The sequence below is a fragment of the Delftia sp. UME58 genome, assembly GCF_014170385.1.
Lineage (GTDB): Bacteria > Pseudomonadota > Gammaproteobacteria > Burkholderiales > Burkholderiaceae_C > Comamonas > Comamonas acidovorans.
This window is the reverse complement of sequence record NZ_LZZV01000020.1, coordinates 104574-128264: the sequence shown is the minus strand read 5'-3', so window position 1 is coordinate 128264 and position 23691 is coordinate 104574. Positions and strand designations below refer to the sequence as shown.

Sequence of the window (23691 nt, the reverse complement as noted above, 5' to 3'; positions counted from 1 at the left end):
TTCTTGGAGGGTTCAGGAAAAACGCTACATTTTTTCATCCTCAGTGCTTGACGGCCGGTTCCACAGGCTTGGATTCCGCCGGCGGCGGCGCTGCAGCCTCCTCCTCGGACAGGGGCTCGGGCACGCGCTCCAGCGCCACCTTGAGGACCTGGTCGATCCACTTGACGGGGATGATTTCCAGGCCGCTCTTGACGTTGTCCGGGATCTCCTGGAGGTCCTTGACGTTCTCTTCGGGGATCAGCACCGTCTTGATGCCGCCACGCAGGGCCGCCAGCAGCTTTTCCTTGAGGCCGCCGATGGCGGTGACCTCGCCGCGCAGCGTGATTTCGCCGGTCATGGCGACATCGGCACGCACCGGGATACCGGTCAGAGCAGAGACGAAGGCCGTCGTCATTGCCGCCCCCGCGCTGGGGCCGTCCTTGGGCGTGGCGCCATCGGGCACGTGCACGTGGATGTCCTTCTTCTCGAAGGCCTCGTCCTTGATGCCGAGCATGCGCGAGCGGCTGCGCACCACGGTGCGGGCAGCTTCCACGGATTCCTTCATCACATCACCCAGGGAGCCGGTGCGCGAGATCACGCCCTTGCCGGGCATGATGGCGGCCTCGATGGTCAGCAGATCGCCACCAACCTCGGTCCATGCCAGGCCCACGACCTGGCCGACCTGGTTGTTGTGCTCGGCACGGCCGTAGCTGTACTTGCGCACACCCAGGTAGTCGGTGAGGTTGTCGGCATTGACGACGACGGTGGGCTCCAGCTTCTTGAGCTGCAGTCCCTTGACCACCTTGCGGCAGATCTTGGAGAGCTCGCGTTCCAGAGAGCGCACGCCGGCTTCACGCGTGTAGTAGCGCACGATGTCGCGGATGGCGGACTCATCGACCTGCATTTCGCCGTCCTTCACACCGTTGTTGGTGAGTTGCTTGGGCAGCAGGTAGCGGATGGCGATGTTGACCTTTTCGTCCTCGGTGTAACCCGACAGGCGGATCACTTCCATGCGGTCCAGCAGCGCGGGCGGGATGTTCATGGAGTTGGAGGTGGCCACGAACATCACGTCGCTGAGGTCGAAGTCCACCTCGACGTAGTGATCGCCGAAGGTGTGGTTCTGCTCGGGGTCCAGCACTTCCAGCAGGGCGCTCGACGGGTCGCCACGGAAGTCCATTCCGAGTTTGTCGATCTCGTCCAGCAGGAACAGCGGGTTGCGCGTGCCGACCTTGTCCAGGCTTTGCAGCACCTTGCCCGGCATGGCGCCGATGTAGGTGCGGCGATGGCCACGGATTTCCGCCTCGTCACGCATGCCGCCCAGCGCCATGCGCACGTACTTGCGGCCCGTGGCCTTGGCGATGGACTGGCCCAGCGAGGTCTTGCCCACGCCCGGAGGTCCGACCAGGCACAGGATGGGCGCCTTGACCTTGTCCACGCGCTGCTGCACAGCAAGATATTCAAGGATGCGGTCCTTGACCTTTTCGAGGCCGAAGTGGTCGGCGTTGAGCACGTCCTCGGCATTGGCCAGGTCGTGCTTGATCTTGGTCTTCTTGCTCCAGGGCAGACCCGTGAGCACGTCGATGTAGTTGCGCACCACGGTGGCTTCGGCCGACATGGGCGACATGAGCTTGAGCTTCTTGAGCTCGGCCTCGGCCTTCTTGCGCGCCTCGGCGGGCATGCGGGCCAGCTTGATCTTCTTTTCGATCTCTTCGATGTCGGCGCCGTCTTCGCCCTCGCCCAGCTCCTTCTGGATGGCCTTGACCTGCTCGTTCAGGTAGAAGTCACGCTGGTTCTTCTCCATCTGGCGCTTGACGCGGCCACGGATGCGCTTGTCGACGTTGAGGATGTCGACTTCGCGGTCCAGCTGCTCGAACAGGTTTTCCAGGCGCTCCTTGATGTCCACCAGGTCGAGCACGGCCTGCTTGTTCTCAAGCTTGAGCGGCAGGTGCGCGGCAATGGTGTCGGCCAGGCGGCCTGCATCGTCGATGCTGGCGATGGAGGTGAGGATCTCGGGCGGGATCTTCTTGTTGAGCTTGACGTACTGGTCGAACTGCTGCGTCACGGCGCGGCGCAGGGCCTCGATCTCGCTGGGCTTGTGCGTTTCGGCCTCGGGCGCCACGGGGACGACGGAGCCCACGAAGTGGGTCTCTTCGTCCATGACCTGCTTGACCAGCGCGCGCTGCTGGCCTTCGACCAGCACCTTCACCGTGCCGTCGGGCAGCTTGAGCATCTGCAGGATGGTGGACACGCAGCCGACATCGAACATGTCAGCGGCCGTGGGCTCGTCCTTGGAGGCGGTCTTCTGGGCCACCAGCATGATGCGGCGGTCGCCCTCCATGGCCAGCTCCAGCGCCTTGATGCTCTTGGCGCGCCCCACGAACAGCGGGATCACCATGTGGGGGAACACGACCACATCACGCAGCGGCAGCAGCGCCAGGTCTAGGGGGGTGGAAGGCAAAGGGGTATGTCCTGACATGGGAATCCTCGGTTTGTCAGCGGAAGATGGTCCGCCCACCGGTGTATTTCAACCCCGCGGCCCGAAAGGATTTCGTGCCGCGGGGACTTGCGCTGCCGGACCTTTGCAGGCGACGGCGCATCAGGCCTTCTTGGCCGCTTCGCGGTAAACCAGCAGCGGCGCCTTTCCGTCTTCGATGGTGGACTCGTCCACCACTACCTTTTCGACATTGTCGGCATTGGGCAGCTCGTACATGGTGCCGATCAGCGATTGCTCCAGGATGGAGCGCAGGCCACGGGCACCCGTCTTGCGCGCGAGCGCCTTGCGGGCGATGGCCTTCAGCGCGGCAGGCCGGATCTCCAGCTCCACGCCCTCCATGGCCAGCAGCTTGCTGTACTGCTTGACCAGAGCGTTCTTGGGCTCGGTCAGGATCTGCACCAGGGCGTCTTCGCCCAGTTCGGCCAGGGCCGTGACCACCGGCATGCGGCCGACCAGCTCGGGGATGATGCCGAACTTGATCAGGTCTTCAGGCTCGATCTCCTGGAACACTTCCGAGATGGAGCGCTGCTTCTTGCTCTTGACCGTGGCGCCAAAGCCGATGCCGGACGCCTCGGTGCGGTTCTCGATGACCTTCTCCAGGCCCGCGAACGCGCCGCCGCAGATGAACAGGATATTGGTCGTGTCGATCTGCAGGAAGTCCTGGTTCGGATGCTTGCGGCCGCCTTGCGGGGGGACGCTGGCCATGGTGCCTTCGATGAGCTTGAGCAGGGCCTGCTGCACGCCCTCGCCCGACACGTCGCGCGTGATGCTGGGGTTGTCGGACTTGCGCGAGATCTTGTCGATCTCGTCGATGTAGACGATGCCGCGCTGCGCACGCTCGACGTCGTACTCGCAGCTTTGCAGCAGCTTCTGGATGATGTTCTCGACGTCCTCGCCCACGTAGCCGGCTTCGGTCAGCGTGGTGGCATCTGCCATGACGAAGGGCACGTTGAGCATGCGCGCCAGCGTCTGCGCCAGCAGCGTCTTGCCGGAACCCGTGGGGCCGATGAGCAGGATGTTGCTCTTGGCCAGTTCCACCTCGTCCTTGCCGGCCTTGTCCTTGTGGCGCAGCCGCTTGTAGTGGTTGTAGACGGCGACGGCCAGCGTGCGCTTGGGCAGGTCCTGGCCGATCACGTAGTTGTCGAGGTTGGCCTTGATTTCGGCGGGCGTGGGCAGGTCGCCCCGGCCGTCCTTGGCCTCGGTGCTGGGCTGCTCGTCGCGGATGATCTCGTTGCAGAGATCGATGCACTCGTCGCAGATAAAGACTGACGGACCAGCGATCAGCTTCTTGACCTCATGCTGGCTCTTGCCGCAGAAGGTGCAATAAAGGTTTTTTTCGCTGGAGGAGCCTTTTTTCTCGGCCATGGGGTCGGTGCCTTGTTACAGAAATATGGAAAAGGATGATAACCAAATGGAAAGCGGCGTTTTCCGTAGGGGGAAAACGCCGCCCATTCTCATGCAGCCTCTGGGCTTCAGGAGCGCTTGTTGATCACCTGATCGACCAGACCGTAGTCCTTGGCTTCCTCGGCGGACAGGAAGTAGTCGCGCTCGGTGTCGTGCTGGATCTTTTCCAGCGGCTGGCCCGTGCGCTCGGCCAGGATCTTGTTCAGGCGCTCGCGGGTCTTGAGGATCTCGCGTGCGTGGATCTCGATCTCGGTGGCCTGGCCCTGCATGCCGCCCAGCGGCTGGTGGATCATGACCTGGGAGTTGGGCAGCGCAAAGCGCTTGCCCTTGGTGCCAGCGGCCAGCAGGAAGGCGCCCATGCTGGCTGCGATGCCGGTGCACAGCGTGGACACATCGGGCTTGATGAAATTCATCGTGTCGAAGATGGCCAGGCCGGCGCTCACTGAGCCGCCGGGGCTGTTGATGTAGAACGAAATGTCCTTGTCGGGATTTTCGCTTTCGAGGAACAGCAGCTGGGCCACGACGAGGTTGGCCGTCTGGTCATTGACAGGACCCACCAGGAAGATCACCCGGTCCTTGAGCAGGCGCGAGTAGATGTCGTACGACCGCTCTCCGCGGCCGGACTGTTCGATGACCATTGGGATCATGCCCAAACCCTGAGTTTCCAATGCGCTCATGTTTTCTCCAGTACTAGGGGGCTACTTTAGCCGTATCCGGAAAGAAAATGGGGCTTGTGCGCCAAAGCACAAGCCCCGCAGATGCCAACCCGCCCGCCGATCTCACGAAGCGGCAGGCAGGCGGTGCTCAAGCCCTCAGGCCTGGCCCATCAGTTCGTCGAAGGACACGGCCTTGTCGGAGACCTTGGCCTTGCCCAGCACGAACTCGGTCACGTTGTTTTCGATGACAACGGCTTCGACTTCAGCCAGGCGTTGGCGGTCGCCAAAGTACCAGCGGGCCACGTCTTCGGGCTTTTCGTAGCTGGCGGCCAGCTCTTCCACGTGGGCCTTGATCTGGTCGGGCGTGGCGTGCAGCTCGTTGGCGCGCACCAGCTCGGCCACCACCAGGCCCAGGCGCACGCGGCGCTCGGCTTGGGGCAGGAACACGTCTTCAGGGATCTCGGCCTTCTCGGCGTCCTTGATGCCGCGCTGCTGCAGCTCGGCGCGGGCGCCTTCCAGCAGACGGGCGACTTCAGCCTGCACCGAAGCCTTGGGCAGTTCCAGCTCGGCCTTGGACACCAGGGCATCCATCACGGCTTGCTTGTTGCGGCCCTGGACGCGGAACTTGACTTCACGCTCCAGGTTCTTCTTGATGTCGGCGCGCAGGCCTTCGACCGTGCCTTCCGCCACGCCCAGGGCCTTGGCAAAGGCCTCGTCCACTTCGGGCAGGTTGGCGGCTTCGATCTTCTTGACCGTCACCAGGAAATCGGCGGTCTTGCCGGCCACGTCCTTGCCGTGGTAATCGGCGGGGAATGCCAGCGGGAACGTCTTGGACTCGCCAGCCTTCATGCCGCGCACTGCGTCTTCGAATTCCTTGAGCATCTGGCCTTCGCCGACCAGGAACTGGAAGTCCTCAGCCTTGCCGCCGGAGAAGGTCTCGCCGTCGATCTTGCCTTCGAAGTCCACGGTCACGCGGTCGCCGTCCACGGCCACATCGGCCTGGGCGCGCTGGGCGAAGGTGCGGCGCTGCTTGCGCAGGATGTCCACGGTCTTGTCGATGGCGGCGTCGTCCACCTCGGCGGTCAGCTTCTCGACTTCGGCCGAGGTCAGGTCACCGATCTTGACTTCAGGCATCACTTCGAAGATGGCTTCGAACTGGGCCTCGCCCTCGGGAGCGCCTTCCTTTTCGGAGATGCGTGGCTGGCCAGCCACGCGCAGCTTGGCTTCGTTGACGGCCTGTGCAAAAGCCTCGCCAACCTTGTCGTTGAGCACTTCGTACTGCACCGAGTAGCCATAACGCTGGGCCACCACGCTCATCGGCACCTTGCCGGGACGGAAGCCGTCCATCTTCACGGTGCGCGCCACCTGCTTCAGACGGTTTTCCACTTCGCTCTGGATGGAGTTCAGGGGCAGGCTCAGCGTGATCTTGCGCTCGAGCTTTTCAAGGGTTTCAACAGTAACGGCCATGTTTGTTCCTATGAGGGATTGGACCGTGCCGGCTGCTGTACAGCCCGCACCGTATTGCGCAAAAGTCACGGTGCGACGCGAGCCAAGCCAGTCGGCCGCGCGGCACCTCAGATTTCAAGGGCTTACATCACATGCGCCTGGCCGCTGTGGACCGCACATGGTTCGCTCAACCCGTGATGTAAGCGAAGCCGGACATTATAAACGAGGCGGTTTTGCCTTCCAGACGCGCGCTGTTGCAGGGGAATCCCGCAATCCGCCTGGCCAATGCACCTCCTCTACAGGAAGCGGGCTTGAGCAGTGTTCGCCGCAGTTGAGCGGCGTTGGTGCGTGGTGCGCGGGGGGCGGGTCGTATTCCATTCAAAAACAATCACTTGCCTTCACTGCGCGGGATCTGTGCGGGCCAGCAAAAAGCTTTCAGGGTTGCCAGGCACACGCCCACCCGACGTGCGCACGGCCAGACCAAAGCACTGCCAGTCATCGCCAATCAGCAGATGAAAAAGGGTCACATCAAATTGAAACATCTGGTCATTCGACCTATACTGTATGTGCATACAGTAGAAAGAAGACGCGATGCAGCACCAGATTGAGACGGTCAGGGATGATGTGGAAAGCGCCAGCGAGCAAGTGGCCGCCATCTGCGAGCTGCTGGCTGCAGCCCGGGGCACGGCCGTGCATGCCTCGGCCATCACCGCATTGCTGCTGCCCGTGTCACGCAAGCTCAGCGCGGCGGCGGGCGACCTGTCCGACCATCTGCATCGCAGCCAGGTAGTTGGCAGCAAGCGCTGCTAGACCGGTTCACCCCCACCATGACAAGACCCCGCCCTGCGGGGTCTTGTCATTTCTGCGTTCGGCATGGCCGCTGGCGTGCCCGCAGCGCGCACAGGCTGCAGCGATTGCCGGGCCTGCTCCCGTCGGCAAACATGGCATTCATACCCGGCCCGCGCGCCGGACCCGGCATACCGCCTGCCCGATTCCACCGCGATCCGGTGGCCTGGGGCGTTCCCGGCATCCGCAGCCACACGCATGGCGGGTGCACCAGGAACAGGTCCGCGCGGGCCGGCCCACGAGGAGCCTCAGTGAGTCTTGCCATTCCCTTTCCCGCGTCGGATCAGGCGATACCGCCGCCGGCCCGTACCGCCGCTCCTGCCGCCCCTGCACACAGGGAGTGCGCCTGATGCTAGCCATCGCCCGTGAATACGAAACGCTGGACGAGCTGTGCATGCGCCAGCTGGGCGCCACGCGCGGCGTGGTGGAAGCCACGCTGGAGCGCAACCCGGGCCTGTCGACCCACGGTCCCCATCTGCCCGCCGGCCTGGCCGTCGAGCTGACCGAACCCGCCCAGGCCCCCAGCCTGCCTCTGATCAGTTTCTGGGATTGACATGGACCGAGAAACCATCGTGAGGACCGCCGCCCTGGAAGGCGCCAAGGCCGCGCCTCCCGTCACCGTCGTGGCCGCGAATGTGGCCAATGGCTGGACCATGACCCATACCGCCACCGCGCTGACCATCGTCTACGTGCTGCTGCAGGCCGCGTATCTGCTGTGGCGCTGGCGCAATGAACGCGAGGACCGGCGCGCGCGCCAGGCCGAGGACGCCGCGCGCAGGAAGGCTTCTTCCACCCACACCGGCAACAATGCGGACACCGGGGCGGCGCCATGAGCACAGCACGCATGCCAGCGGCAGGACTGGGCATTGGCGCAGCCATCGTTGCTGCCTGGATTGCCGCAGAAGGCTTCAGCGCAGATCCGATCATCCCGGTTCGCGGCGATGTGCCCACCATCGGCCACGGCGCCACGCGCTACGAGGACGGCACGCGCGTGACCCTGGCCGACCCGCCCATCACACGCCAACGGGCGCGCGAGCTGGCCATCAACCTGCTGGAGCAGCAGTACGGCGCCTGCGTGCGCGATTCGCTGGGTGACACGCGGGTGCACCCGGCCGAGTTCGCCCAGGCTGTGGACTTCGCGGGCCAGTACGGCTGCGGGGCCTGGCGCGGCTCCTCGATGCTGGCCAGGGCACGGGCCGGCGACTACGCCGGCGCCTGCCAGTCCTACCTGGCCTGGCGATTCATGACCAGCACCCAGCCTTTGCAGGGCTTCAGCGCCTATCGATGGGATGGAGCAGGCCGGCCCACGCGCTGGCGCTTTGACTGCTCGGCGCCAGGCAACAGGGTGTGCCGCGGCGTGTGGACACGCCAGCAGGCGCGCCACGCGGCCTGCATGGAGGCCCAGCCTTGATGGATCGCCTGCAAAACCATGCCTGGCAGCTGCTGGCCCTGCTGCTGGCAGCGCTGCTGGTCTGGCAGTCGCTGGCGCGGCTGGGTGCCGAGCGCGATGCAGCGCAGGCACGCACGGATCTGGCGACAGACCGCCAGGCCGCCGCCACCGCCGCGCTGCACGCATCCGAACGCTATCGACAACGGGAAGGAGCCTACCGTGAACGCCTCGACCTTCTTGCACGCGACACGGACCTGGCCCTGGCGCGCGCTGCGGCGGATGCCGATGCTGCCCGCGCTGCTGCTGGCCGGCTGCGCGGCGACCTCGCCAGCTACCTCACCGCCCACCGTGCAGCCGCCCAGGCTCGCGCCGCTGCCGGACAGTGCGCGCCAGACACCAGCGCCCTCGATCTGCTCGCCGAGCTGCAGCGCCGCGCTGACGAGCGAGCGGGAGCGCTGGCGCGCATTGCTGACGACGCCCGCCACCGTGGCAGCGCCTGCGAGCGCGCCTACGACGCCGGGCTCGCCCTGACCAGCGCCCTGACCAGCACCATGACCCAGGTCCCACGCCATGCTCAAGCCCGCTAGCCTGCGCGACGCGCTCGTCGCTGCCCTGCCCCAGTTGCAACAGTCGCCGGGGAACATCCGTTTCACCATCCAGAGGGGCCGTGTGGTCAATACGGGCACACCGTCCCTTTCCTGGGAATACCGCTACACGCTGAGCCTGGTGATTGCGGGTTTCACCGGCAGCATCGATGCCGTGACCGTGCCGCTGCTGGTCTGGGCGCGGCGCCACCAGCCGGACCTGTTCGACCATGCCGAAAGGCGCGAGCAGGCGATCCGCTTCGACATTGCGCCTCCTTCCACGGACCCTGCAGTCGCCTTGCAGCCGCAGCAGCTCGCCATCGAGATCGACCTGGTGGAGGCCGTGCTGGCGCGCCCGCGCGAGGGCAGCCCCGGCGCCTTCGACCTGATCTACAAGCCCGAGCCGCCAGGCCAGCTCGACATTGCGCAGCGCCAGTTGTGGGAGCTGTTCCTGTTCGGCGAGAAGGTGGCCGAGTGGAACTACGACCCGCGCTGAGCACGGGCCTGGGCACGCGCCCGGCCCATCGGCAGGCGCCGCGCCGGGCTGCATGTAGCAGCGTGCGCCACGCCCGGCACACGGCGACACGCAAGGGCCCGACCGGCACCATGAACGCCATGGAGTCGCCCGTCGCACAAACCGAGAGCCCGTACGAGATCATCCGCCGCCTGGAAGGGCTGATCCGCACGGGCACCATCGCCGCAGTCCGCCATGCGCGCCCTGCGCGCTGCCGCGTCAAGACCGGCAACCTGACCACCAACTGGATTCCCTGGCTGGCCCTGCGCGCCGCAGGCGAGAACGCCAGCGTCTGGTGGCCGCCGGCCGTGGGCGAGCAGTGCGTGCTGCTGTCGCCCGGCGGCGACCTGCTGGGCGCCGTGGCGCTGACCGGCATCTACAGCAGTGCCGCAGCCCAGCCCAGCGACCGCGAAGGCGTGTGCCACACGCAGTGGAGCCCCACCGATTTCATGGAGCACGACAGCACCACGGGCAGGCTCAACATCAACGTGGCCCACGGCATCACGCTGCGCGTGGGCAACTCGGTGATCAGCATCGACGAGCAAGGCATCAGCCTGCAGGCCGGCGGCGGTTCGGCCACCGTCAATGCGCAGGGCCTGGCCGGCGCGCCCGATGTGACCACCGGCCCCATCAGCCTGCTGCGCCATCGCCATGGTGGCGTCAGGGCGGGCGACGCCATCACGCAGGGGCCGCTATGAACCGCCACACAGGACGCCGCATCGAGGACATGGAGCATCTGCGCCAAAGCGTGGCCGACATCCTGTCCACGCCCATCGGCTCGCGCGTGATGCGCCGGGACTATGGATCGCTGGTCCCGGCGCTGCTGGACCAGCCCGACAACAACGCCACCCAGGCACGACTGCGCGCCGCCGTGGCCAGCGCGCTGATGCGCTGGGAGCCGCGCATCCGGCTGACACGCATCGTGATCGAGCGCGATCCGACCGCACCCGGGCGCGCCGACCTTACGCTGATCGGCACCTTCAACAACACGCGCCGCCCGGCCCCGCTGAGCCTGCAGATGCCCATCGCCCGCACCCTTTCACGAAGCAAGACATGACCCCTGCACTGGACGCCCTGCCGCCGCCCGGCGTCGTCGAGACGCTGGATTTCGAGCGCATCCTCGACGCCCACCGCGCCGATCTGCTGGCGCGCCACCCGGAGGCCGCCGAGGTCCTGGCGCTGGAGAGCGAGCCGCTCAACAAGCTGCTGCAGGCGCACGCCTACCGCGAACTGCTGTACCGGGCGCGCGTCAACGATGCGGCGCGTGCGCACCTGCTAGCCTTTGCCATGGGCGGCGACCTCGACCACCTGGCTGCGCAGTACGGCGTGACCCGCCAGGCCGGCGAAACCGACGACCGCCTGCGCACCCGGCTGCAGCTGCGCATCGCGGCCCTGGCCGGCCAGGGCACGCGCGAGCACTACGAATTCCACGCCATCACCGCCTCGCCCCTGGTGCGCGCCGTGCGGGCCAGCCAGGCCGCGCCGGGCAGCGTGCTGGTCATGCTGTGGATCACCGACCAGGCGCAGGCCCAGGCCGTGCGGCAGCTGGTGTCCGAGGCGCTGAATGCCGACAACGCCCGCATGCTGGGCGTGCCCGTCAATGTGGCCGTGGCCGTGCCGCGCACCATCGACATCACCGCGCGCATCACCCGCACGCGCACCGCGCCGGCTGGCCTGCTGCAGCAGCTGCAGGCGCGCCTGCAGGCGGCCTTTGCGGGCATGGCCAGCCTGGACGGCAGCGTGGCACGCAGCTACATCACCACGCTGCTGCACGTCGATGGCGTGCACGCCGTGGACTACCCAGACAACACGCGGCCCGCGCCCATCACGCCCATCGCTGCCGGCGAATTCCCGGCACTGGGCGCCGTGGACCTGATCGACGCGGGGGTGGCCTGATGGACACCCGCCGCAGCATCCTTCCGCCCGCATCCACCAGCCTGGAGCGCGTGATAGACACCACCCTGCCGCGTGACTGGGGCACCATGGCCGACGCGGCCGAGCCGGCCAGCACCGCCCAGCATCCGGCCCTGCTGCCCTGGCTGGCCCAGCAGTGGCAGCTGGGGCAATTCGAGCGGTATTTTTCCGACCCGCGCGAGCTGCTGGACAAGGGCCTGCCCTGGCTGCGCGAGCGTGGCAGCGCCGCCGCCGTGCGCCGCGCGCTGGCCTGGCAGGGCTACCTGGCCGTGACCCTGGAAGAGGACGGCGCCCGCCTGCACATCAACCCGGGCCGCGAAGTCAGCAATGCCGATATCGCGCGCATGGCCCATGTCGTGCGAGCCAGCATCCCGCTGCACGTCCATTTCTACCGCGTGTTCTACCGCTTCGATCTGCGCGCCCTGCGCTGGGACCGCGCGCCCAAGCTGGACGGAGCCCTCTGGGACAACGACAGCGGCACGCCCGTGGACGTGGGCGAGGGTGAGCCGCCCGTCATCGGCAGTCAAGGCCGCATCAACCAGTCCCAGGCCCAGGCGCCCAAGCTCACGCCCCTGCGCAGCGCGAACCACCTGCACACCAGCGGCCGCATGCGCCGCGCCGATGAACTGCGCCTCGATGTGTGGCGCTGGGACGGCCGCATGCAGCGCCTGGCCACGGGCGGGCAGCTGCAGACCACGCCGGGCATCGCGCCGCAGCGCGCCCAGCATCAGCCATGGACCACCAGCGGCAAAGCCTGGGCCGCAAGTGCAGGCACGCGGCCGGGCCAATGGCCTGGCGCCGCCCACCACCTGGCGGCCGCTGCCTGCCAGCCCCGCATGGCCCCGGCCCGGGGCTGGACGGGCCGCTGGGACAGCGACCGCTGGCAGCAATCCAACATCCACAGCAAGACCACCGAATCCGAGGAATAGCCCATGCAAACACTGCAAGACGCCGGCCGCATTGCGCTGGCCAAATCCCTGGCGGCCATGCCCGTGCACATCGCATGGGGCCGTGGCGATGGAGCGTGGACCGCGCCACCTGCCAACCCATCCAACCGCACCGCGCTGCAGGACGAAATCGGCCGCCGCGCCGTGGTGGAAGTGGGCTATGCCGTGCCCGGCACGGCCCAGGACCACGATATCGAGATGCCCGGCCAGGTCTACTACAAGACCAGCCCGGTTCCCACGCCCTTCCTGCTGCTGCGCACCACGTTCGGCTTTGGCGATGCCCAGGGCGAAACCGTGCGCGAATGCGGCGTGTTTTTCGGCACCGTGGCCAAGGCCGGCGTGCCGCCGGGCCAGCGCTACCTGACGCCGACCGAGGTGGAGAACCCCGGCACCGTGTACTGCCTGGAATACCGCTCGCCGGTCCTGCGCAGCGGCACGACCAAGGCCACCGAAGAAATCGTGATCCCACTGTGAGCCGCGCATGACCAGCTACAACCGACACGACCCCGCCAAGGGCTACACGCAGCACATCTTCCACGCCGACCGCGTGGCGCAGTCTGCAGAGCCCAACGAAATGCAGGCCCAGGCCCGCTATGCCCTGCGCCGCGTGGCCGATGTGCTGTTTGCCGATGGCGACATCACGGCCGGCGCGCGCTGCACCGTCAACGCCGAAACCGGCGCCTGCCAGCTGGAGGCCGGCAGCATCTACCTCAACGGCGCTGTGCATGACGTGGCCGCCGCCGCGCTGCAGATCGCCGTGCAGGGCACCGTCTACATCGGCGTGCACTACGCCACGCGCATCGTCACGGCCGAGCAAGACCCGAGCCTGTACAACCCCGCAGTGGGCACCAGCGGCTACGGCGAGCCCGGCGCCGACCGCCTGCAGGTGTCCGTCACCTGGGGCCTGCAGGGCCAGGGCGAAGGGGACTTCTACCCCGTCTGGACTGTTGAAGATGGCATCGTCAAGCCCCGCGAGCCTGCACCCCAGCTCAACGCCGTCACAAAGGCCATCGAGCGCTATGACCGCGACAGCGCGGGCGGCACCTACGCCGTGCGCGGCCTGCAGACGCTGCAGCTACCCGACGACGACCAGGGCCGCCAGGTCTACGCCATCACGGCCGGCGCCGCGCGAGTGGGCGGCGTTGCCATTGAGGTGCCAGCAGACCGGCGCCTGGTCTATGCGGCCCAGGCCAACATGGCCCAGGTCAACAGCGAGCCCCACAGCAGCAGCACGGATGCGCTGCAGCATGTGGCATTCGACCGCTGGCCCGTGCTGGAGCAGGCCACCCTGCGCATCACGCGCCGCAAGACCGCCCAGGTGGTGCACGGCAGTTTTGTGGGCGCGGCCGACCCGCTGCCCGACGCAAGCGTGGTGCAGATCAACAGCGTCACCCAGGGCGGCACCACGTACACAAAGGACGTGGACTACAAATTGACGGCCGGGCAAATCGACTGGAGCCCCGCCGGCGCCGAACCCACGCCGGGCAGCACCTACGGCGTGAGCTATGACTACATCAGCACCGAGCCTGCGCAGAACCAGACCACCCGAGGCTTTGACGTGCAGGGCGCGCTGCCTGCAACGCTGATCCTCGTGGACTACCGCTATGCGCTGCGCCGCATTGACCGCATCGTGATGGGTGGCGATGGGGGCATCAACGTGGTCAAGGGCATTCCCGCGACCTGGCAGCCCGTGCCGCCTGATGTGCCGGGCAACGTGCTGGCCCTGGGCAGCATCTACCAGACCTGGGAGCCAGACACGCGCCGCACCGAGCCGGACGGCGTGCGCGTGGTGTCCATGCCAACCCTGGTGGCCTACCGCGACCGAATGGACCGCATCGAGCTGGATCTGGCCGAGCTGCGCCTGGCCACCGACACCGCAGGCCGTTACAGCGGCCTGAAAAAAGGCTACTTCGCCGACCCCATGATCGACAACAGCATGCGCGACCAGGGCATGGAGCAGAGCGCCATGATCGCGGGCGGCGCGCTGCAGCTCTATGAGGCCGACCATGCCTACATACTGGGCGACGGCAAGACCGTCCACAGCCTGGAGTACACGCTGGCCAAGACCATGGGCCAGACAGCCACCAGCCGCGCAATGAAGATCAACGCTCAGGCCACGGCGGGCGCCTTGCCGGCCAGCGTTGAACTGGTGCCCAGCGTGGACCGCTGGGAGGTTCCGCAGGCTCTCAAGTATCCCAAGCTGGTGCGCTTCTACCAGGCGCTTGGCAGCACGAGCGATGACCTACAGGCGCAGTACCGGGGGCAGATCAACAAGGATTTGCTGGACCTCAGTGGCATCACGCTGCGTCCCCTGGAGGTCCATTTCTCGCTGGCGGGCTTTCGCGCACTGGAGGCGATGGAAAGCCTGCACTTCGATGGCCAGCCCATCGCGGCCCAGCCGCTGGCAGGTGGCGGGCTGGTGGCCAACGCTGCCGGCGTGCTGGAAGGCCGATTCACCATTCCCGAAGGCGTTCCCGTGGGCGCCAAGACCGTGGAAATCAAGGGCGAGCACGGCAGCACAGGCCGTGCCCAGTATGTGGGCAGCGCAGCCCTGAAACTCAATCTCGATGTACTGGGATCGAACTCCTACGGCGCCATATCTGCCGGCTTTGCCACCGTGACCTATGTCCTATAGCACCATCACCCAAACCATCACGCCCTCGCGCTCCCAGCAGTGCGCGGCGCTGGATCTGTACTTCACCGCCAGCGGCGGGCCCGCCATCGTGGTGCTGGCCGCACTGGATGACGCCGGCCTGCCCGGCGTGGCACTGCGTGAGCAGCGTCTGGAGATTGCGCAGATCAAGACCGACGGGGCCGCCACGCGCGTGACCTGGACAGCCCTGGTGCAGCTGCAGGCGGGCACCAGCTACGCGCTGTGCATATCGGCAGCTGACACAGACACGGCCCTGGCCGTGGCTCAGATCGGTGATGCGCGCCAGGACGGCACCGGATGGGTCACGACCGCGCCGGCAGAGCTTGGCCAACTGCTGGAGATCAATGCCTCCGGCATCGCCACGCGCCACGCCAACCGCGTGCTGCGCTTTGATCTGTTCGAGGCCCAATATCCCGCCACGGTCAAAACCGTGGACGTTGGTGCGCAGGAGGTGGAGAACGCCACCATGCTGCTCATCAATGCCGGCGCCGAGCAGCCCGACCCCACGGCGCGCATCACCTATTCCATCGAGCTGCTGGGCGCAGGCGCTGCCGTGCTGCGCACCATCGAGGCGGACGCCGGCCAGCCCGTGCGCCTGGATGAGCCTCACACCGGCACCGTGCGCGTGAAGGCCACTTTGCGCGTGGGCGACAGCGGCATGGGCGCCGTGCTGGCTCCCGCAACCCTCCTGGCGGTGGGCAGCCTGCTGCAAAGCGGCACCTACATCACGCCCACCATCGCCACGGCGGGCGGCACCGAGCTGCGCGTGATCTTCGAGGGCACCATCCCTGCCGGCGCGGCCGTGGCCGTGCATGCGCAGCTGGGTGCCAGCGAGCAGTGGACCGAGGTGCCCTACCTGAGCAGCAGCCCGCAGACGGCCGGCACCATCGAACTCACGCACCGGCTGCAGGGCATCAACGCGGCCAGCCTGCGCCTGCGCCTGCGCCTGCGCCTCACGCTCACCGGAACGCCCACGGCGCGCCCCCTGGTGGACAACCTGCGCGCCGTGGTGCTGTAGAGGTGGATATGGCAGATGACACCCTCGAAACCCCGCCTGTCTTTGAAGACACGCCGCACCTGGGCATGCCCCTGCCCCATCCGGCGAACAAGCTGGAAGTGGATATCGGCCGACTGCGCCAAGCGCTGGACATGATCGACCAAGTGGCCGAGGACATGGGGCTGGCCATCGACGCCAGTGCAAGCCGGGAAGCCCTCCAGGCGCTGGCCCGGGCGACGGGCGACAGCATCGACCAGTTGCAGCAAAGCACCGGCCAGGCCCTGGCGCAGATGGGGCAGCAGATAGATCAGCTGGCCGATGACATCGAAAGCAAGTCGGTCAACCTGCAGGCCGTCGCGCAAGCCAGCGATGCACAGCAGGCCCGTGAGGGCGTGGGGAAAATCAAGCGCCTGGTGCAAGAAGCCGCGAACAGCTCCACCAACGGCGCTCCGCTGGTGGCTGGCGTGGAATACACGCTGCTGGCAGATGCAGCCTACAGCCGCCCATTGCCTGCCGACGCTCAGTTGGGCGACTCCATCCTGTTGCGTGACCCCACGGGCGAATGGAAGCTGGGCCGCATCACCATTGCCCGAAGCGACCCCGCCTACACAATCAACGGCCGGGCCGGAGATGTACTGTTCAACGTCAACGCCTGGAGCGTCGTGTTTACGTATGCGGGCAAAAAAAACTGGACGCTAACCAGGGGGTAGGAATGCTGAATCTGGATGAACTTTTGGGCAGCAACCCGATGCTGCTCGTGCAATCTGAAATGGTGCTCACCACCAAATCATTCAACATCGCAGCGGATGGCTATGCCGTGCTCTCGGGAATGGGCGGTGGCGCGGGCGGCTGCAAGAACTATGCGCCCGGCAATTCGGCGCCGTGGGGGGTCAAAGCCATCGCAGTGCGAGCCGGGGATGTGATTGCATTTGAAATCGGAGCGGGAGGCCTGGCCGAACAGGGCGCCACATCGGCGGCCAGGGCTGGCTCAAACACCACCATTTCCATCAACGGTGCGGCAGTGCTCACATGCCAGGGTGGAGATGCCGGGCCTGCTACAGCTACTGCCGTCAGTCCTCTGAATGCCAAAGTGATTGGCGCAGATATCTGGAAACTGGGAGCGCAGCCGAAAAGCCGTCCGGATGGAATAACTCCTATCAGTGGCGCGGCCGTAGACGTGGGTTCGGGGACGTATAACCAAGATTACAAATCTGGCGACGATTGTGTGGATTTTGAAGGCTCATCCAGAACGGGCGCTGGAGTGCCATGGGGCTACTTCTTCTGGCCGTTCGCCGTGCAGTTCCGGGGCTATGAATCGGGATCTCCCGGCGGTGGGGGTTCCCGTGCGCGAAAAGCTGGACTGTTCGGTGGGGGCGGAGGGGCTGTGTCTAGTCAGGAGAATGCACATGATCCTGGCCGAGGTGGATCGGCCGGAAGGTCTGCGGCCGGCGATGTCAAAAATGGTGGTGCCGGAATGGGCTATCTGAGGCTCTACCAACGGGTTAGCGCATAGGAGCCGTGCCGATGAACAACATCCACATTCTCGATTCAGCGGGCGACGTCGTGAACACCATCGTTGCCGACGAGCAAACTGCCCAGGCCATGTACCCCGGCCGCTGGCGCATTGCCGAGCAACAGCCGCAGCCCGAGCCACAGCAGCCAACCCGCCGCCGCATCACCCCCCTGGCATTCCGCCGCCGCTTCACCAGCGCCGAGCGCGCCGCCATCGAATGGGCCGCCGTGGACCGCGCCGACGCCACCAGCGCCGAGCGCATGCAGGCCGCGCAGCTGCGCAGCACGTTGAAGGACCAGGAGCTGGCCAGCTTCATCGACTTGGACGACCCGGACGTGGCGGCCGGCGTGCAGCTGCTGGAGACCGTGGGACTGATCGCAGACGGCCGCGCGCTGCAGATCACGGACACGCCGCCGCGCCCGGACGAGCTGCCGGCCTGACCTGGCCGCGCCACGCGCGCACCTGTCCCAAGCCCGCCACCCTGGCGGGCTTTGTCTTTCACGACCGTTCCTGCGACCTGTCTGAAACGGGCAGACGTGCCTGCTTGACCCACAGCCGGGATCGCTGGTGGCGCAGGCGCTCGCCGACGAACATCAAGCCACCGGGGGCATGCAACAGCGTCGCGACACCTGGCCACCCCGCCAATTTGCCCTGGGCCCTGCCAGTATGAACAGCAACACCATCGCCAACCTGCAAGACCGCATCCCGGCAGTGCCCGACTCTGGACATCCCACGCGCAGGCGCGGCAAGCTGCGGCGGCCTTCGCTGGCGGGGACACGACTGCCAGCGGCCGCATCGCGCAGGCCACCCCGCCACATCACCCCCCACGCCCTGCGCCGCCGCTTCACCGTGGTCGAGCGCACGGCGCTGGAGTGGGCCGTGGTGGACCGTGCCGAGGCGGGCGAGGCCGATCGGCGCCATGCGGCCACGCTGCGCTCGCTGCTCAAGGACATGGAGCAGGCACGTTCCATCGATCTTGACGACCCCGAACTGGCCGACAGCCTGCACCGGTTCGAGGCCTTCGGACTCATCGCCGCGGGGCGTGCCCAGGAAATCCTGGACGGCCCCGTACAAGCCCACGAACAGCCGTGACCGCCCCTTTTTGACGACAGCCCCACGGCCCAACCATCCCCCAACCCGGAGAACACCATGGCGACAGCCCCGTTCCATCATGGCATTCGCGTCACGGAAGTGAGCGAAGGCATCAATTCCATCCGCATCGTGTCCACGGCCGTGATCGGCCTCGTGGCCACGGCCAGCGACGCCGATGCGGCCACTTTCCCGCTGAACCGCCCGGTGCTGGTCACCAAGGTCGATGCGGCCATCGGCAAGGCCGGCACCAAGGGCACGCTGGCCCAGGCGCTGAACGCCATCAAGGAGCAGTGCCGCCCGGTGCTGGTCGTCGTGCGCGTGGCCGATGGCGAAGGCGCCACCGAGGCCGAGCGCCGCACCGACCAGGACGCCAAGGTCATCGGCACCACCGCCGGCAACCAGTACACGGGCCTGCAGGCGCTGCTGGCGGCCCAGGCACAGCTCGGCGTCAAGCCGCGCATCCTGGGCGCGCCGGGCCTGGACAGCCAGGCCGTGACCGACGCGCTGGCATCCGTGGCCATCAAGCTGCGCGGCTTTGCGTATGCAGCGGCCATCGGCAACGATGTGGCCGAGGCCCAGGCCTACCGCGAGCACTTCGGCCAGCGCGAGCTGATGCTGCTGTGGCCCGGCTTCAAGGCGCTGGACCTGTCCACCGCCGCCGTGCAGGACGCCTCGCCCGTGGCCTACGCCCTGGGCCTGCGCGCGCGCATCGACCAGGAGCAGGGCTGGCACAAGACGCTGTCCAACGTGCCGCTGTCCGGCGTGCTGGGCATCTCGCGCGATGTGCACTGGGACCTGCAAAGCCCCGATACCGAGGCCGGCATCCTCAACCAGGCCGGCATCACCACGCTGATCCAGAGCCAGGGCCACCGCTTCTGGGGCTCGCGCACCTGCACGGACAGCGAGCTGTTCCGCTTCGAGTCCAGCGTGCGCACCGCGCAGGTGCTGGCCGACACCATGGCCGAGGCGCATTTCTGGGCCGTGGACAAGCCCATGCACCCCAGCCTGGTCAAGGACATCCTGGAGGGCATCAACACCAAGTTCCGCGAGTTGAAGGCCCTGGGCTACATCCTGGACGGCAAGGCCTGGTACGACGAAACGGTCAACGAGACCGCCACGCTCAAGGCCGGCAAGCTGGTGCTGGACTACGACTACACGCCCGTGCCTCCGCTGGAGGACCTGGGCTTTCGCCAGCGCATCACCGACCGCTACTTCGCCGACTTCGCACTGCGCGTGGGCGCCGGCCAGTAAGCGGCGACCGCATCCGATACACCGGATACACCGGACAAACCTGATACACAGGAGAAAAGCACCATGGGACTGCCCCGCTCTCTCAAGAATTTCGCCACCTTCGTGGATGGCAACTCGTACATCGGCGACATGCCCGAAGTGGGCTTGCCCAAGCTCACCCGCAAGATGGAGAAGTACCGCGCCGGCGGCATGAACGGCGAGGTCAGCCTGGACTTCGGCATGGAGGCCATCGAGGCCGACCTGACCGCTGCCGGCTACATGAAGGAGTTGATCTCCACCTGGGGCACGCTGCGCCACGACGGCGTGCTGCTGCGCTTCGCCGGCGCCCTGCAGGGCGATGACAGCGAAGGCGTGGACACGCTGGAAGTGGTCATGCGTGGCCGCTTCTCGGAGTTCGACCCCGGCAAGGCCAAGGCCGGCGACAAGACCGAGATCAAGTACAAGCTGGCCGTCAGCTACTACCGCCTGTCCATCAACGGCCAGGTGCTGATCGAGATCGATCCGGTCAACTTCGTCGAAGTCGTCAACGGCATCGACCGCCTGGCCCAGGTCCGCGCCGCACTGGGCATCTGAGCCTGGCTCAACTGACCTGACCTCACCGGGCCTCACCGGGCCCCCGGGCCGGCCGGCCCGGTCCTCTCTTTCCCTTCACCCGAACGCTGACACACCATGGACACCACCAAGCCCCAGGAAGACCTCCAGAACCAGGCTGCCGCCAACGCGGCCGCCCTCGCATCGGGCGATGCGCGCGAGATCACGCTCGACGTGCCGCTCAAGCGCCCCGGCGGCGACCTGGCCCGGGTGCTGGTGCGCCGCCCCAATGCCGGCGCGCTGCGCGGCCTGTCGCTGGTCGAGCTGCTGCACATGAACGTGACCGCGCTGCAGACCCTGCTGCCGCGCGTGACCGAGCCCATGCTGCACAAGGCCGAGGTGCTGCAGCTGGACCCTGCCGACCTGGTGACCCTGGGTACGGAGGTGGCCTCTTTTTTGGTGCCGAAGGCGCAGAGGGAGCAATTCCCGAGCGCGTAGAGGACGCCATGGCCGACCTGGCCATGGTCTTCCACTGGCGGCCGGCGGACATGGAGGACATGTCGCTGGCCGAACTCGGCCAATGGCATGAACGGGCGCGCGAGCGCTACGAAAGCCAGGACTGAGCCAGGACTGAGCACCACCTCCACTCCATCGCCCGCCTCTCGCCCCTCTCTTGCACGCCCCTTGCCCATGACCTCCACCCAACGCCAAAACCGCACCGGCCAGGGAGCCCTCCATGGCCGTTGACACCCTGCGCCTGGACGAGGTGCTCAAGCAGGCCGAGCGCGTGCACCAGCCCCTGGCGCTGCTGGGAAGAACCAGCAGCAACACGGCCAGGGAACTCAAGGAAACGGTCGACCAGTTGAAGAATCTGCAGCAGCAGCAAGCCCAGCTGGGCGACTACCGCGCGCTGCGCAGCGGCCTGGCCGACACCACGGCACGGCTGCGCGGCGCGCGCCAGCAGATGGCCCAGCTGCGGCTGGAATCGGGCGCGGGCGAGCAGCCCTCGCGCGCCATGCTGCGCGCGCTGCGTTCGGCCCAGGTCGAAGAGGAGCGCCTGGCGCTGCTGCGCGCCACGCAGCGATCGCGCCTGATGGACATGCGCGAAGGACTGCGCGGCGCGGGCGTGGACACGGGCAACCTGTCCGCGCACGAGCGCAAGCTGCACAACGACATCCGCGCCACCACGGCCCAGATGGAAAAGCAGCGCAAGGTGGTGGCACCGGCCGCCCAGCGGCTGGAGAGGATCGACGCCCTGCGCGAGCAGAGCAAGACCCTGGCCGATCGCGGCCAGGCGCTGCGCGAGACGGGCGGCAAGATGCTGGCGCCCGTGCGCGCCGTGAGCCAGGCCTTCATGACCGACGACCAGGCCGCCGCACAGCTGCGCGCCACCATGGCGGGCAGCAACGGCAAGCCGGGCACCGATTACCAGCAGGTGCTGGACTTGGCCAAGAGCCTGGGCACCGACATGCCCGGCAGCACGGCCGACTACATCGCGATGATGAACCAGCTGCAGCGCCAGGGCGTGTCCTCGCAGGATGTGCTGGGCGGGGTGGCCCGGCAGGCGGCCAACCTGGGCGCGGTGCTGAACATGCCCGCCAAGGAGGCCGGCGAGTTCGCGGCGCAGCTGCAGCAGGCTACCCGCGCAAGCGCGGGCGACATGGCCGCGTTGGCCGACACGGTGCAGCGCACCTCCCACCTGGGACTGGACCCCACAGGCATGGTCAAGGGCCTGGACGCCATCGGCAAGGCCCTGCCGCAGCTGGGACAGCGGGGCGCAAGATCGGGACAGATGTTCGCGCCGCTGCTGCTCATGCTCAACGACGCCAGCATCAGCGGCGAGGCCGCCGGCAAGGCCGTCGGCAACCTGGTCAAGAACTCCATGGACCCGGCCAAGCTGGGCCAGGTCAACAAGATGCTCGCGAGTCAGGGCGTGTCGCTGGACTTCAAGGACGCCAGCGGCCAGTTCGGCGGTACCGGGCAGATGATGGCCCAGCTGCAAAAGCTGCAGAGCCTGGGCAGCGACAAGCTGCGCGCCGCTGCGCTGGACAAGCTGGCCGGCGGCGATGCGCAGACGCGCAAGGCCCTGGAGGCGTTGCTCCAGCAGGGCCCGGGCGGCTACCAGCAGATCGCCTCCCAGCTCAAGTCACAGGCGGATCTGGATGGGCGCGTGGCCATCCTGAAGGACTCGGTCTCGGCCCAGTACGAGTCCGTCAAGGACAGCTACAACGGCCTGTTGAGCGACATGGGCTCGACCATCGAGTCCGACCTCAAGGCCGTGCTGGGCACGCTGCGCGAGATGACCGAAGGCATGCGTGCCTGGGTCAAGGAGCATCCCCAGATCGTGCAGTGGACGCTGCGCATCGTGGCCGTGCTGGGCCTGCTGATCGCAGGCGTCGGCGTGGTGAGCAGCGTGCTGTTCGGCCTGCTGGCACCGCTGCTGCTCACGCGCACCGTGTTCGGCCTGCTGGGCGCGGCCATGGGCGCAGGCAGCGGTGCCTTGGGCGTGCTCAGGCGCGGCCTGGCGGCCGTGGTCCTGTCGCTGGGCATGATGGGCGGCGGCGGCAGTGCCATGGGCCTGTTGGCCGGCGGCATGCGCATGGCCAGCAACGCTGCAGGCGTGCTCAGGCGCGGGCTGGGCGCCGTGGTCCTGTCGCTGGCCATGATGGGCCGCGGCGCTGCCATGGGCAGCATAGGCACCGCCCTGGCCGGCGCAGGCCGCGCTGCAGGCCGCATCTTCGGCGGCGGTGCAGGCGCAGCCAAAGGCGTGGCCGGCAAGGGCCGTGCGGGCGCCGTCATGGGCCTGCTGGGCGCCGGCCTGGGTGCCGCAGGTGCCGTCGGCGGTGGCCTGGGCGGTAGTCTGGGTGGTGCAGCCGCATCGCTGATGGGCCTGGTGCGCATGACACCCATGGGCCGGCTCGCAGGCGGCCTGATGGGCGCGGGCGGCTCGATCATGCAGAACTGGGACGGCCTGTCCACCGCCTTCAAGGCCGGCGACTGGAAGGGCGTCGGCGGCACGCTGCTGGAGGCCGGCAAGGCCGGCCTCGATGGCGCCACGGGCGGGTTGTTCGGCGTGGTCTCTGACCTGGCGGGCAAGGGCATCAGCGGCCTGGCCTCGTCGGTGGGCTCGTGGTTCAAATCCGGCGATGCGCCAGCACACGACCAGGGCCGCGCCGGCGCACTGCGCCAGGGTGTCGCGGCCGCAGCCACGGCGGCCACGCTGGCCACGGGCGCCATGCCTGCCATGGCCGACACCGGCGCCGTACGCATCGACAGCCGCCCGCCGCTGGCCAGCATGGCTGCACCCGCGCCGGCACCGGCACCGGTGGCCGGCGCCACCATCCACATCACCGTCAACGCCGCGCCCGGCCAGGACGCGCAGGCCATTGCCCGCGCCGTGGCCGCCGAGCTGGACCGCCGCGACATGGCCAGGCGCTCCAGCGTGCTGTCGCAGCTGTCGGACATCGACTGAGGAGCATG

General features: G+C 67.4%; 27 protein-coding genes. 22 read left to right on the top strand and 5 right to left on the bottom strand.

The features are described from left to right. Positions 1-40 precede the first annotated feature (40 nt). From lon to A9976_RS07855, 5 genes are all read right to left on the bottom strand, one after another. Positions 41-2455, bottom strand: coding sequence for an endopeptidase La (lon, locus tag A9976_RS07875; RefSeq protein WP_012204531.1), 2415 nt, complete (start codon positions 2453-2455; stop codon positions 41-43). Between the two features lie 120 nt (positions 2456-2575). Further along, positions 2576-3838, bottom strand: a complete 1263-nt coding sequence (gene clpX, locus A9976_RS07870; RefSeq protein WP_183018538.1) for an ATP-dependent Clp protease ATP-binding subunit ClpX — start codon at positions 3836-3838, stop codon at positions 2576-2578. A 107-nt stretch (positions 3839-3945) separates the two neighbouring features. Beyond that, on the bottom strand, positions 3946-4554 hold the full coding sequence (gene clpP / locus A9976_RS07865; protein ID WP_012204529.1) for an ATP-dependent Clp endopeptidase proteolytic subunit ClpP: 609 nt from the start codon (positions 4552-4554) through the stop codon (positions 3946-3948). A gap of 135 nt (positions 4555-4689) precedes the next feature. Then, positions 4690-6000, bottom strand: coding sequence for a trigger factor (tig, locus tag A9976_RS07860; RefSeq protein WP_012204528.1), 1311 nt, complete (start codon positions 5998-6000; stop codon positions 4690-4692). Between the two features lie 377 nt (positions 6001-6377). Continuing rightward, positions 6378-6521 (bottom strand): hypothetical protein, encoded by a 144-nt coding sequence (locus A9976_RS07855; RefSeq protein WP_183018537.1) that lies wholly within the window; start codon positions 6519-6521, stop codon positions 6378-6380. Between the two features lie 49 nt (positions 6522-6570). On the opposite strand from A9976_RS07855, the gene A9976_RS07850 reads away from it, so the two are divergent. From A9976_RS07850 to A9976_RS07745, 22 genes are all read left to right on the top strand, one after another. Beyond that, positions 6571-6789: a hypothetical protein gene (locus tag A9976_RS07850; protein WP_012204526.1), complete on the top strand. Its 219-nt coding sequence runs from the start codon at positions 6571-6573 to the stop codon at positions 6787-6789. A gap of 385 nt (positions 6790-7174) precedes the next feature. After that, complete coding sequence (locus A9976_RS07845) at positions 7175-7378, top strand: tail protein X (RefSeq protein WP_183018536.1); 204 nt, start codon at positions 7175-7177, stop codon at positions 7376-7378. Between the two features lies 1 nt (position 7379). After that, a complete protein-coding gene (locus A9976_RS07840; protein ID WP_183018535.1) occupies positions 7380-7658 on the top strand; it encodes a hypothetical protein in 279 nt (92 codons plus the stop codon). Next, complete coding sequence (locus tag A9976_RS07835) at positions 7655-8236, top strand: glycoside hydrolase family protein (protein WP_183018534.1); 582 nt, start codon at positions 7655-7657, stop codon at positions 8234-8236. The genes A9976_RS07840 and A9976_RS07835 overlap by 4 nt, the downstream gene beginning before the upstream one ends. Next, positions 8236-8802 carry a DUF2514 family protein gene (locus A9976_RS07830; RefSeq protein WP_183018533.1) on the top strand — a complete coding sequence of 189 codons (567 nt, stop codon included), beginning with the start codon at positions 8236-8238 and terminating at the stop codon, positions 8800-8802. The genes A9976_RS07835 and A9976_RS07830 overlap by 1 nt, the downstream gene beginning before the upstream one ends. Further along, the gene (locus tag A9976_RS07825) at positions 8786-9295 is read left to right on the top strand and encodes a phage tail protein (RefSeq protein ID WP_183018532.1); all 510 of its coding nucleotides are present in this window, start codon (positions 8786-8788) and stop codon (positions 9293-9295) included. Before A9976_RS07830 ends, A9976_RS07825 begins: the two co-directional genes overlap by 17 nt. Continuing rightward, positions 9274-10011: a phage baseplate assembly protein V gene (locus tag A9976_RS07820; protein WP_310889379.1), complete on the top strand. Its 738-nt coding sequence runs from the start codon at positions 9274-9276 to the stop codon at positions 10009-10011. Before A9976_RS07825 ends, A9976_RS07820 begins: the two co-directional genes overlap by 22 nt. After that, positions 10008-10370, top strand: coding sequence for a GPW/gp25 family protein (locus tag A9976_RS07815; protein WP_183018531.1), 363 nt, complete (start codon positions 10008-10010; stop codon positions 10368-10370). The genes A9976_RS07820 and A9976_RS07815 overlap by 4 nt, the downstream gene beginning before the upstream one ends. After that, a complete protein-coding gene (locus A9976_RS07810) occupies positions 10367-11209 on the top strand; it encodes a baseplate J/gp47 family protein (protein ID WP_183018530.1) in 843 nt (280 codons plus the stop codon). Before A9976_RS07815 ends, A9976_RS07810 begins: the two co-directional genes overlap by 4 nt. Next, on the top strand, positions 11209-12156 hold the full coding sequence (locus tag A9976_RS07805; protein WP_183018529.1) for a phage tail protein: 948 nt from the start codon (positions 11209-11211) through the stop codon (positions 12154-12156). The genes A9976_RS07810 and A9976_RS07805 overlap by 1 nt, the downstream gene beginning before the upstream one ends. 3 nt (positions 12157-12159) lie before the next feature. Continuing rightward, positions 12160-12648: a hypothetical protein gene (locus A9976_RS07800; protein WP_183018528.1), complete on the top strand. Its 489-nt coding sequence runs from the start codon at positions 12160-12162 to the stop codon at positions 12646-12648. A 7-nt stretch (positions 12649-12655) separates the two neighbouring features. Next, on the top strand, positions 12656-14809 hold the full coding sequence (locus A9976_RS07795; protein WP_183018527.1) for a DUF4815 domain-containing protein: 2154 nt from the start codon (positions 12656-12658) through the stop codon (positions 14807-14809). Continuing rightward, positions 14799-15845: a virulence-associated protein gene (locus A9976_RS07790; protein WP_183018526.1), complete on the top strand. Its 1047-nt coding sequence runs from the start codon at positions 14799-14801 to the stop codon at positions 15843-15845. The genes A9976_RS07795 and A9976_RS07790 overlap by 11 nt, the downstream gene beginning before the upstream one ends. Positions 15846-15910: 65 nt before the next feature. Next, positions 15911-16534, top strand: a complete 624-nt coding sequence (locus A9976_RS07785) for a hypothetical protein (RefSeq protein WP_183018525.1) — start codon at positions 15911-15913, stop codon at positions 16532-16534. 2 nt (positions 16535-16536) lie between these two features. Then, on the top strand, positions 16537-17337 hold the full coding sequence (locus A9976_RS07780) for a hypothetical protein (RefSeq protein WP_183018524.1): 801 nt from the start codon (positions 16537-16539) through the stop codon (positions 17335-17337). Positions 17338-17348: 11 nt separating this feature from the next. Next, the gene (locus A9976_RS07775) at positions 17349-17777 is read left to right on the top strand and encodes a hypothetical protein (RefSeq protein WP_183018523.1); all 429 of its coding nucleotides are present in this window, start codon (positions 17349-17351) and stop codon (positions 17775-17777) included. Between the two features lie 226 nt (positions 17778-18003). Continuing rightward, complete coding sequence (locus tag A9976_RS07770) at positions 18004-18429, top strand: hypothetical protein (protein ID WP_259649142.1); 426 nt, start codon at positions 18004-18006, stop codon at positions 18427-18429. Between the two features lie 57 nt (positions 18430-18486). Further along, positions 18487-19680, top strand: coding sequence for a phage tail sheath subtilisin-like domain-containing protein (locus A9976_RS07765; RefSeq protein WP_183018522.1), 1194 nt, complete (start codon positions 18487-18489; stop codon positions 19678-19680). A 63-nt stretch (positions 19681-19743) separates the two neighbouring features. Continuing rightward, complete coding sequence (locus A9976_RS07760; protein WP_183018521.1) at positions 19744-20253, top strand: phage major tail tube protein; 510 nt, start codon at positions 19744-19746, stop codon at positions 20251-20253. Between the two features lie 96 nt (positions 20254-20349). Then, the gene (locus A9976_RS07755; RefSeq protein ID WP_012204507.1) at positions 20350-20709 is read left to right on the top strand and encodes a phage tail assembly protein; all 360 of its coding nucleotides are present in this window, start codon (positions 20350-20352) and stop codon (positions 20707-20709) included. A gap of 8 nt (positions 20710-20717) precedes the next feature. After that, positions 20718-20834 (top strand): GpE family phage tail protein, encoded by a 117-nt coding sequence (locus A9976_RS07750; RefSeq protein ID WP_012204506.1) that lies wholly within the window; start codon positions 20718-20720, stop codon positions 20832-20834. A 113-nt stretch (positions 20835-20947) separates the two neighbouring features. Then, positions 20948-23683, top strand: coding sequence for a phage tail tape measure protein (locus tag A9976_RS07745; RefSeq protein WP_183018520.1), 2736 nt, complete (start codon positions 20948-20950; stop codon positions 23681-23683). The last annotated feature ends 8 nt before the right edge of the window (positions 23684-23691 follow it).

Excerpts from the sequence above, each read along its gene's own strand:
- A9976_RS07825 (WP_183018532.1), top strand. The coding sequence starts at position 8,786 with ATGCTCAAGCCCGCTAGCCTGCGCGACGCGCTCGTCGCTGCCCTGCCC.
- A9976_RS07795 (WP_183018527.1), top strand. The coding sequence starts at position 12,656 with ATGACCAGCTACAACCGACACGACCCCGCCAAGGGCTACACGCAGCAC.
- A9976_RS07840 (WP_183018535.1), top strand. The coding sequence starts at position 7,380 with ATGGACCGAGAAACCATCGTGAGGACCGCCGCCCTGGAAGGCGCCAAG.
- A9976_RS07835 (WP_183018534.1), top strand. The coding sequence starts at position 7,655 with ATGAGCACAGCACGCATGCCAGCGGCAGGACTGGGCATTGGCGCAGCC.
- A9976_RS07750 (WP_012204506.1), top strand. The coding sequence starts at position 20,718 with ATGGCCGACCTGGCCATGGTCTTCCACTGGCGGCCGGCGGACATGGAG.
- tig (WP_012204528.1), bottom strand. The coding sequence starts at position 6,000 with ATGGCCGTTACTGTTGAAACCCTTGAAAAGCTCGAGCGCAAGATCACG.
- clpP (WP_012204529.1), bottom strand. The coding sequence starts at position 4,554 with ATGAGCGCATTGGAAACTCAGGGTTTGGGCATGATCCCAATGGTCATC.
- A9976_RS07760 (WP_183018521.1), top strand. The coding sequence starts at position 19,744 with ATGGGACTGCCCCGCTCTCTCAAGAATTTCGCCACCTTCGTGGATGGC.
- A9976_RS07765 (WP_183018522.1), top strand. The coding sequence starts at position 18,487 with ATGGCGACAGCCCCGTTCCATCATGGCATTCGCGTCACGGAAGTGAGC.
- A9976_RS07745 (WP_183018520.1), top strand. The coding sequence starts at position 20,948 with ATGGCCGTTGACACCCTGCGCCTGGACGAGGTGCTCAAGCAGGCCGAG.
- A9976_RS07785 (WP_183018525.1), top strand. The coding sequence starts at position 15,911 with ATGCCCCTGCCCCATCCGGCGAACAAGCTGGAAGTGGATATCGGCCGA.
- A9976_RS07845 (WP_183018536.1), top strand. The coding sequence starts at position 7,175 with ATGCTAGCCATCGCCCGTGAATACGAAACGCTGGACGAGCTGTGCATG.
- A9976_RS07755 (WP_012204507.1), top strand. The coding sequence starts at position 20,350 with ATGGACACCACCAAGCCCCAGGAAGACCTCCAGAACCAGGCTGCCGCC.
- lon (WP_012204531.1), bottom strand. The coding sequence starts at position 2,455 with ATGTCAGGACATACCCCTTTGCCTTCCACCCCCCTAGACCTGGCGCTG.
- A9976_RS07800 (WP_183018528.1), top strand. The coding sequence starts at position 12,160 with ATGCAAACACTGCAAGACGCCGGCCGCATTGCGCTGGCCAAATCCCTG.
- A9976_RS07790 (WP_183018526.1), top strand. The coding sequence starts at position 14,799 with ATGTCCTATAGCACCATCACCCAAACCATCACGCCCTCGCGCTCCCAG.
- A9976_RS07805 (WP_183018529.1), top strand. The coding sequence starts at position 11,209 with ATGGACACCCGCCGCAGCATCCTTCCGCCCGCATCCACCAGCCTGGAG.
- A9976_RS07810 (WP_183018530.1), top strand. The coding sequence starts at position 10,367 with ATGACCCCTGCACTGGACGCCCTGCCGCCGCCCGGCGTCGTCGAGACG.
- A9976_RS07780 (WP_183018524.1), top strand. The coding sequence starts at position 16,537 with ATGCTGAATCTGGATGAACTTTTGGGCAGCAACCCGATGCTGCTCGTG.
- A9976_RS07830 (WP_183018533.1), top strand. The coding sequence starts at position 8,236 with ATGGATCGCCTGCAAAACCATGCCTGGCAGCTGCTGGCCCTGCTGCTG.
- A9976_RS07855 (WP_183018537.1), bottom strand. The coding sequence starts at position 6,521 with ATGTTTCAATTTGATGTGACCCTTTTTCATCTGCTGATTGGCGATGAC.
- A9976_RS07815 (WP_183018531.1), top strand. The coding sequence starts at position 10,008 with ATGAACCGCCACACAGGACGCCGCATCGAGGACATGGAGCATCTGCGC.
- A9976_RS07775 (WP_183018523.1), top strand. The coding sequence starts at position 17,349 with ATGAACAACATCCACATTCTCGATTCAGCGGGCGACGTCGTGAACACC.
- A9976_RS07850 (WP_012204526.1), top strand. The coding sequence starts at position 6,571 with ATGCAGCACCAGATTGAGACGGTCAGGGATGATGTGGAAAGCGCCAGC.
- clpX (WP_183018538.1), bottom strand. The coding sequence starts at position 3,838 with ATGGCCGAGAAAAAAGGCTCCTCCAGCGAAAAAAACCTTTATTGCACC.
- A9976_RS07770 (WP_259649142.1), top strand. The coding sequence starts at position 18,004 with ATGAACAGCAACACCATCGCCAACCTGCAAGACCGCATCCCGGCAGTG.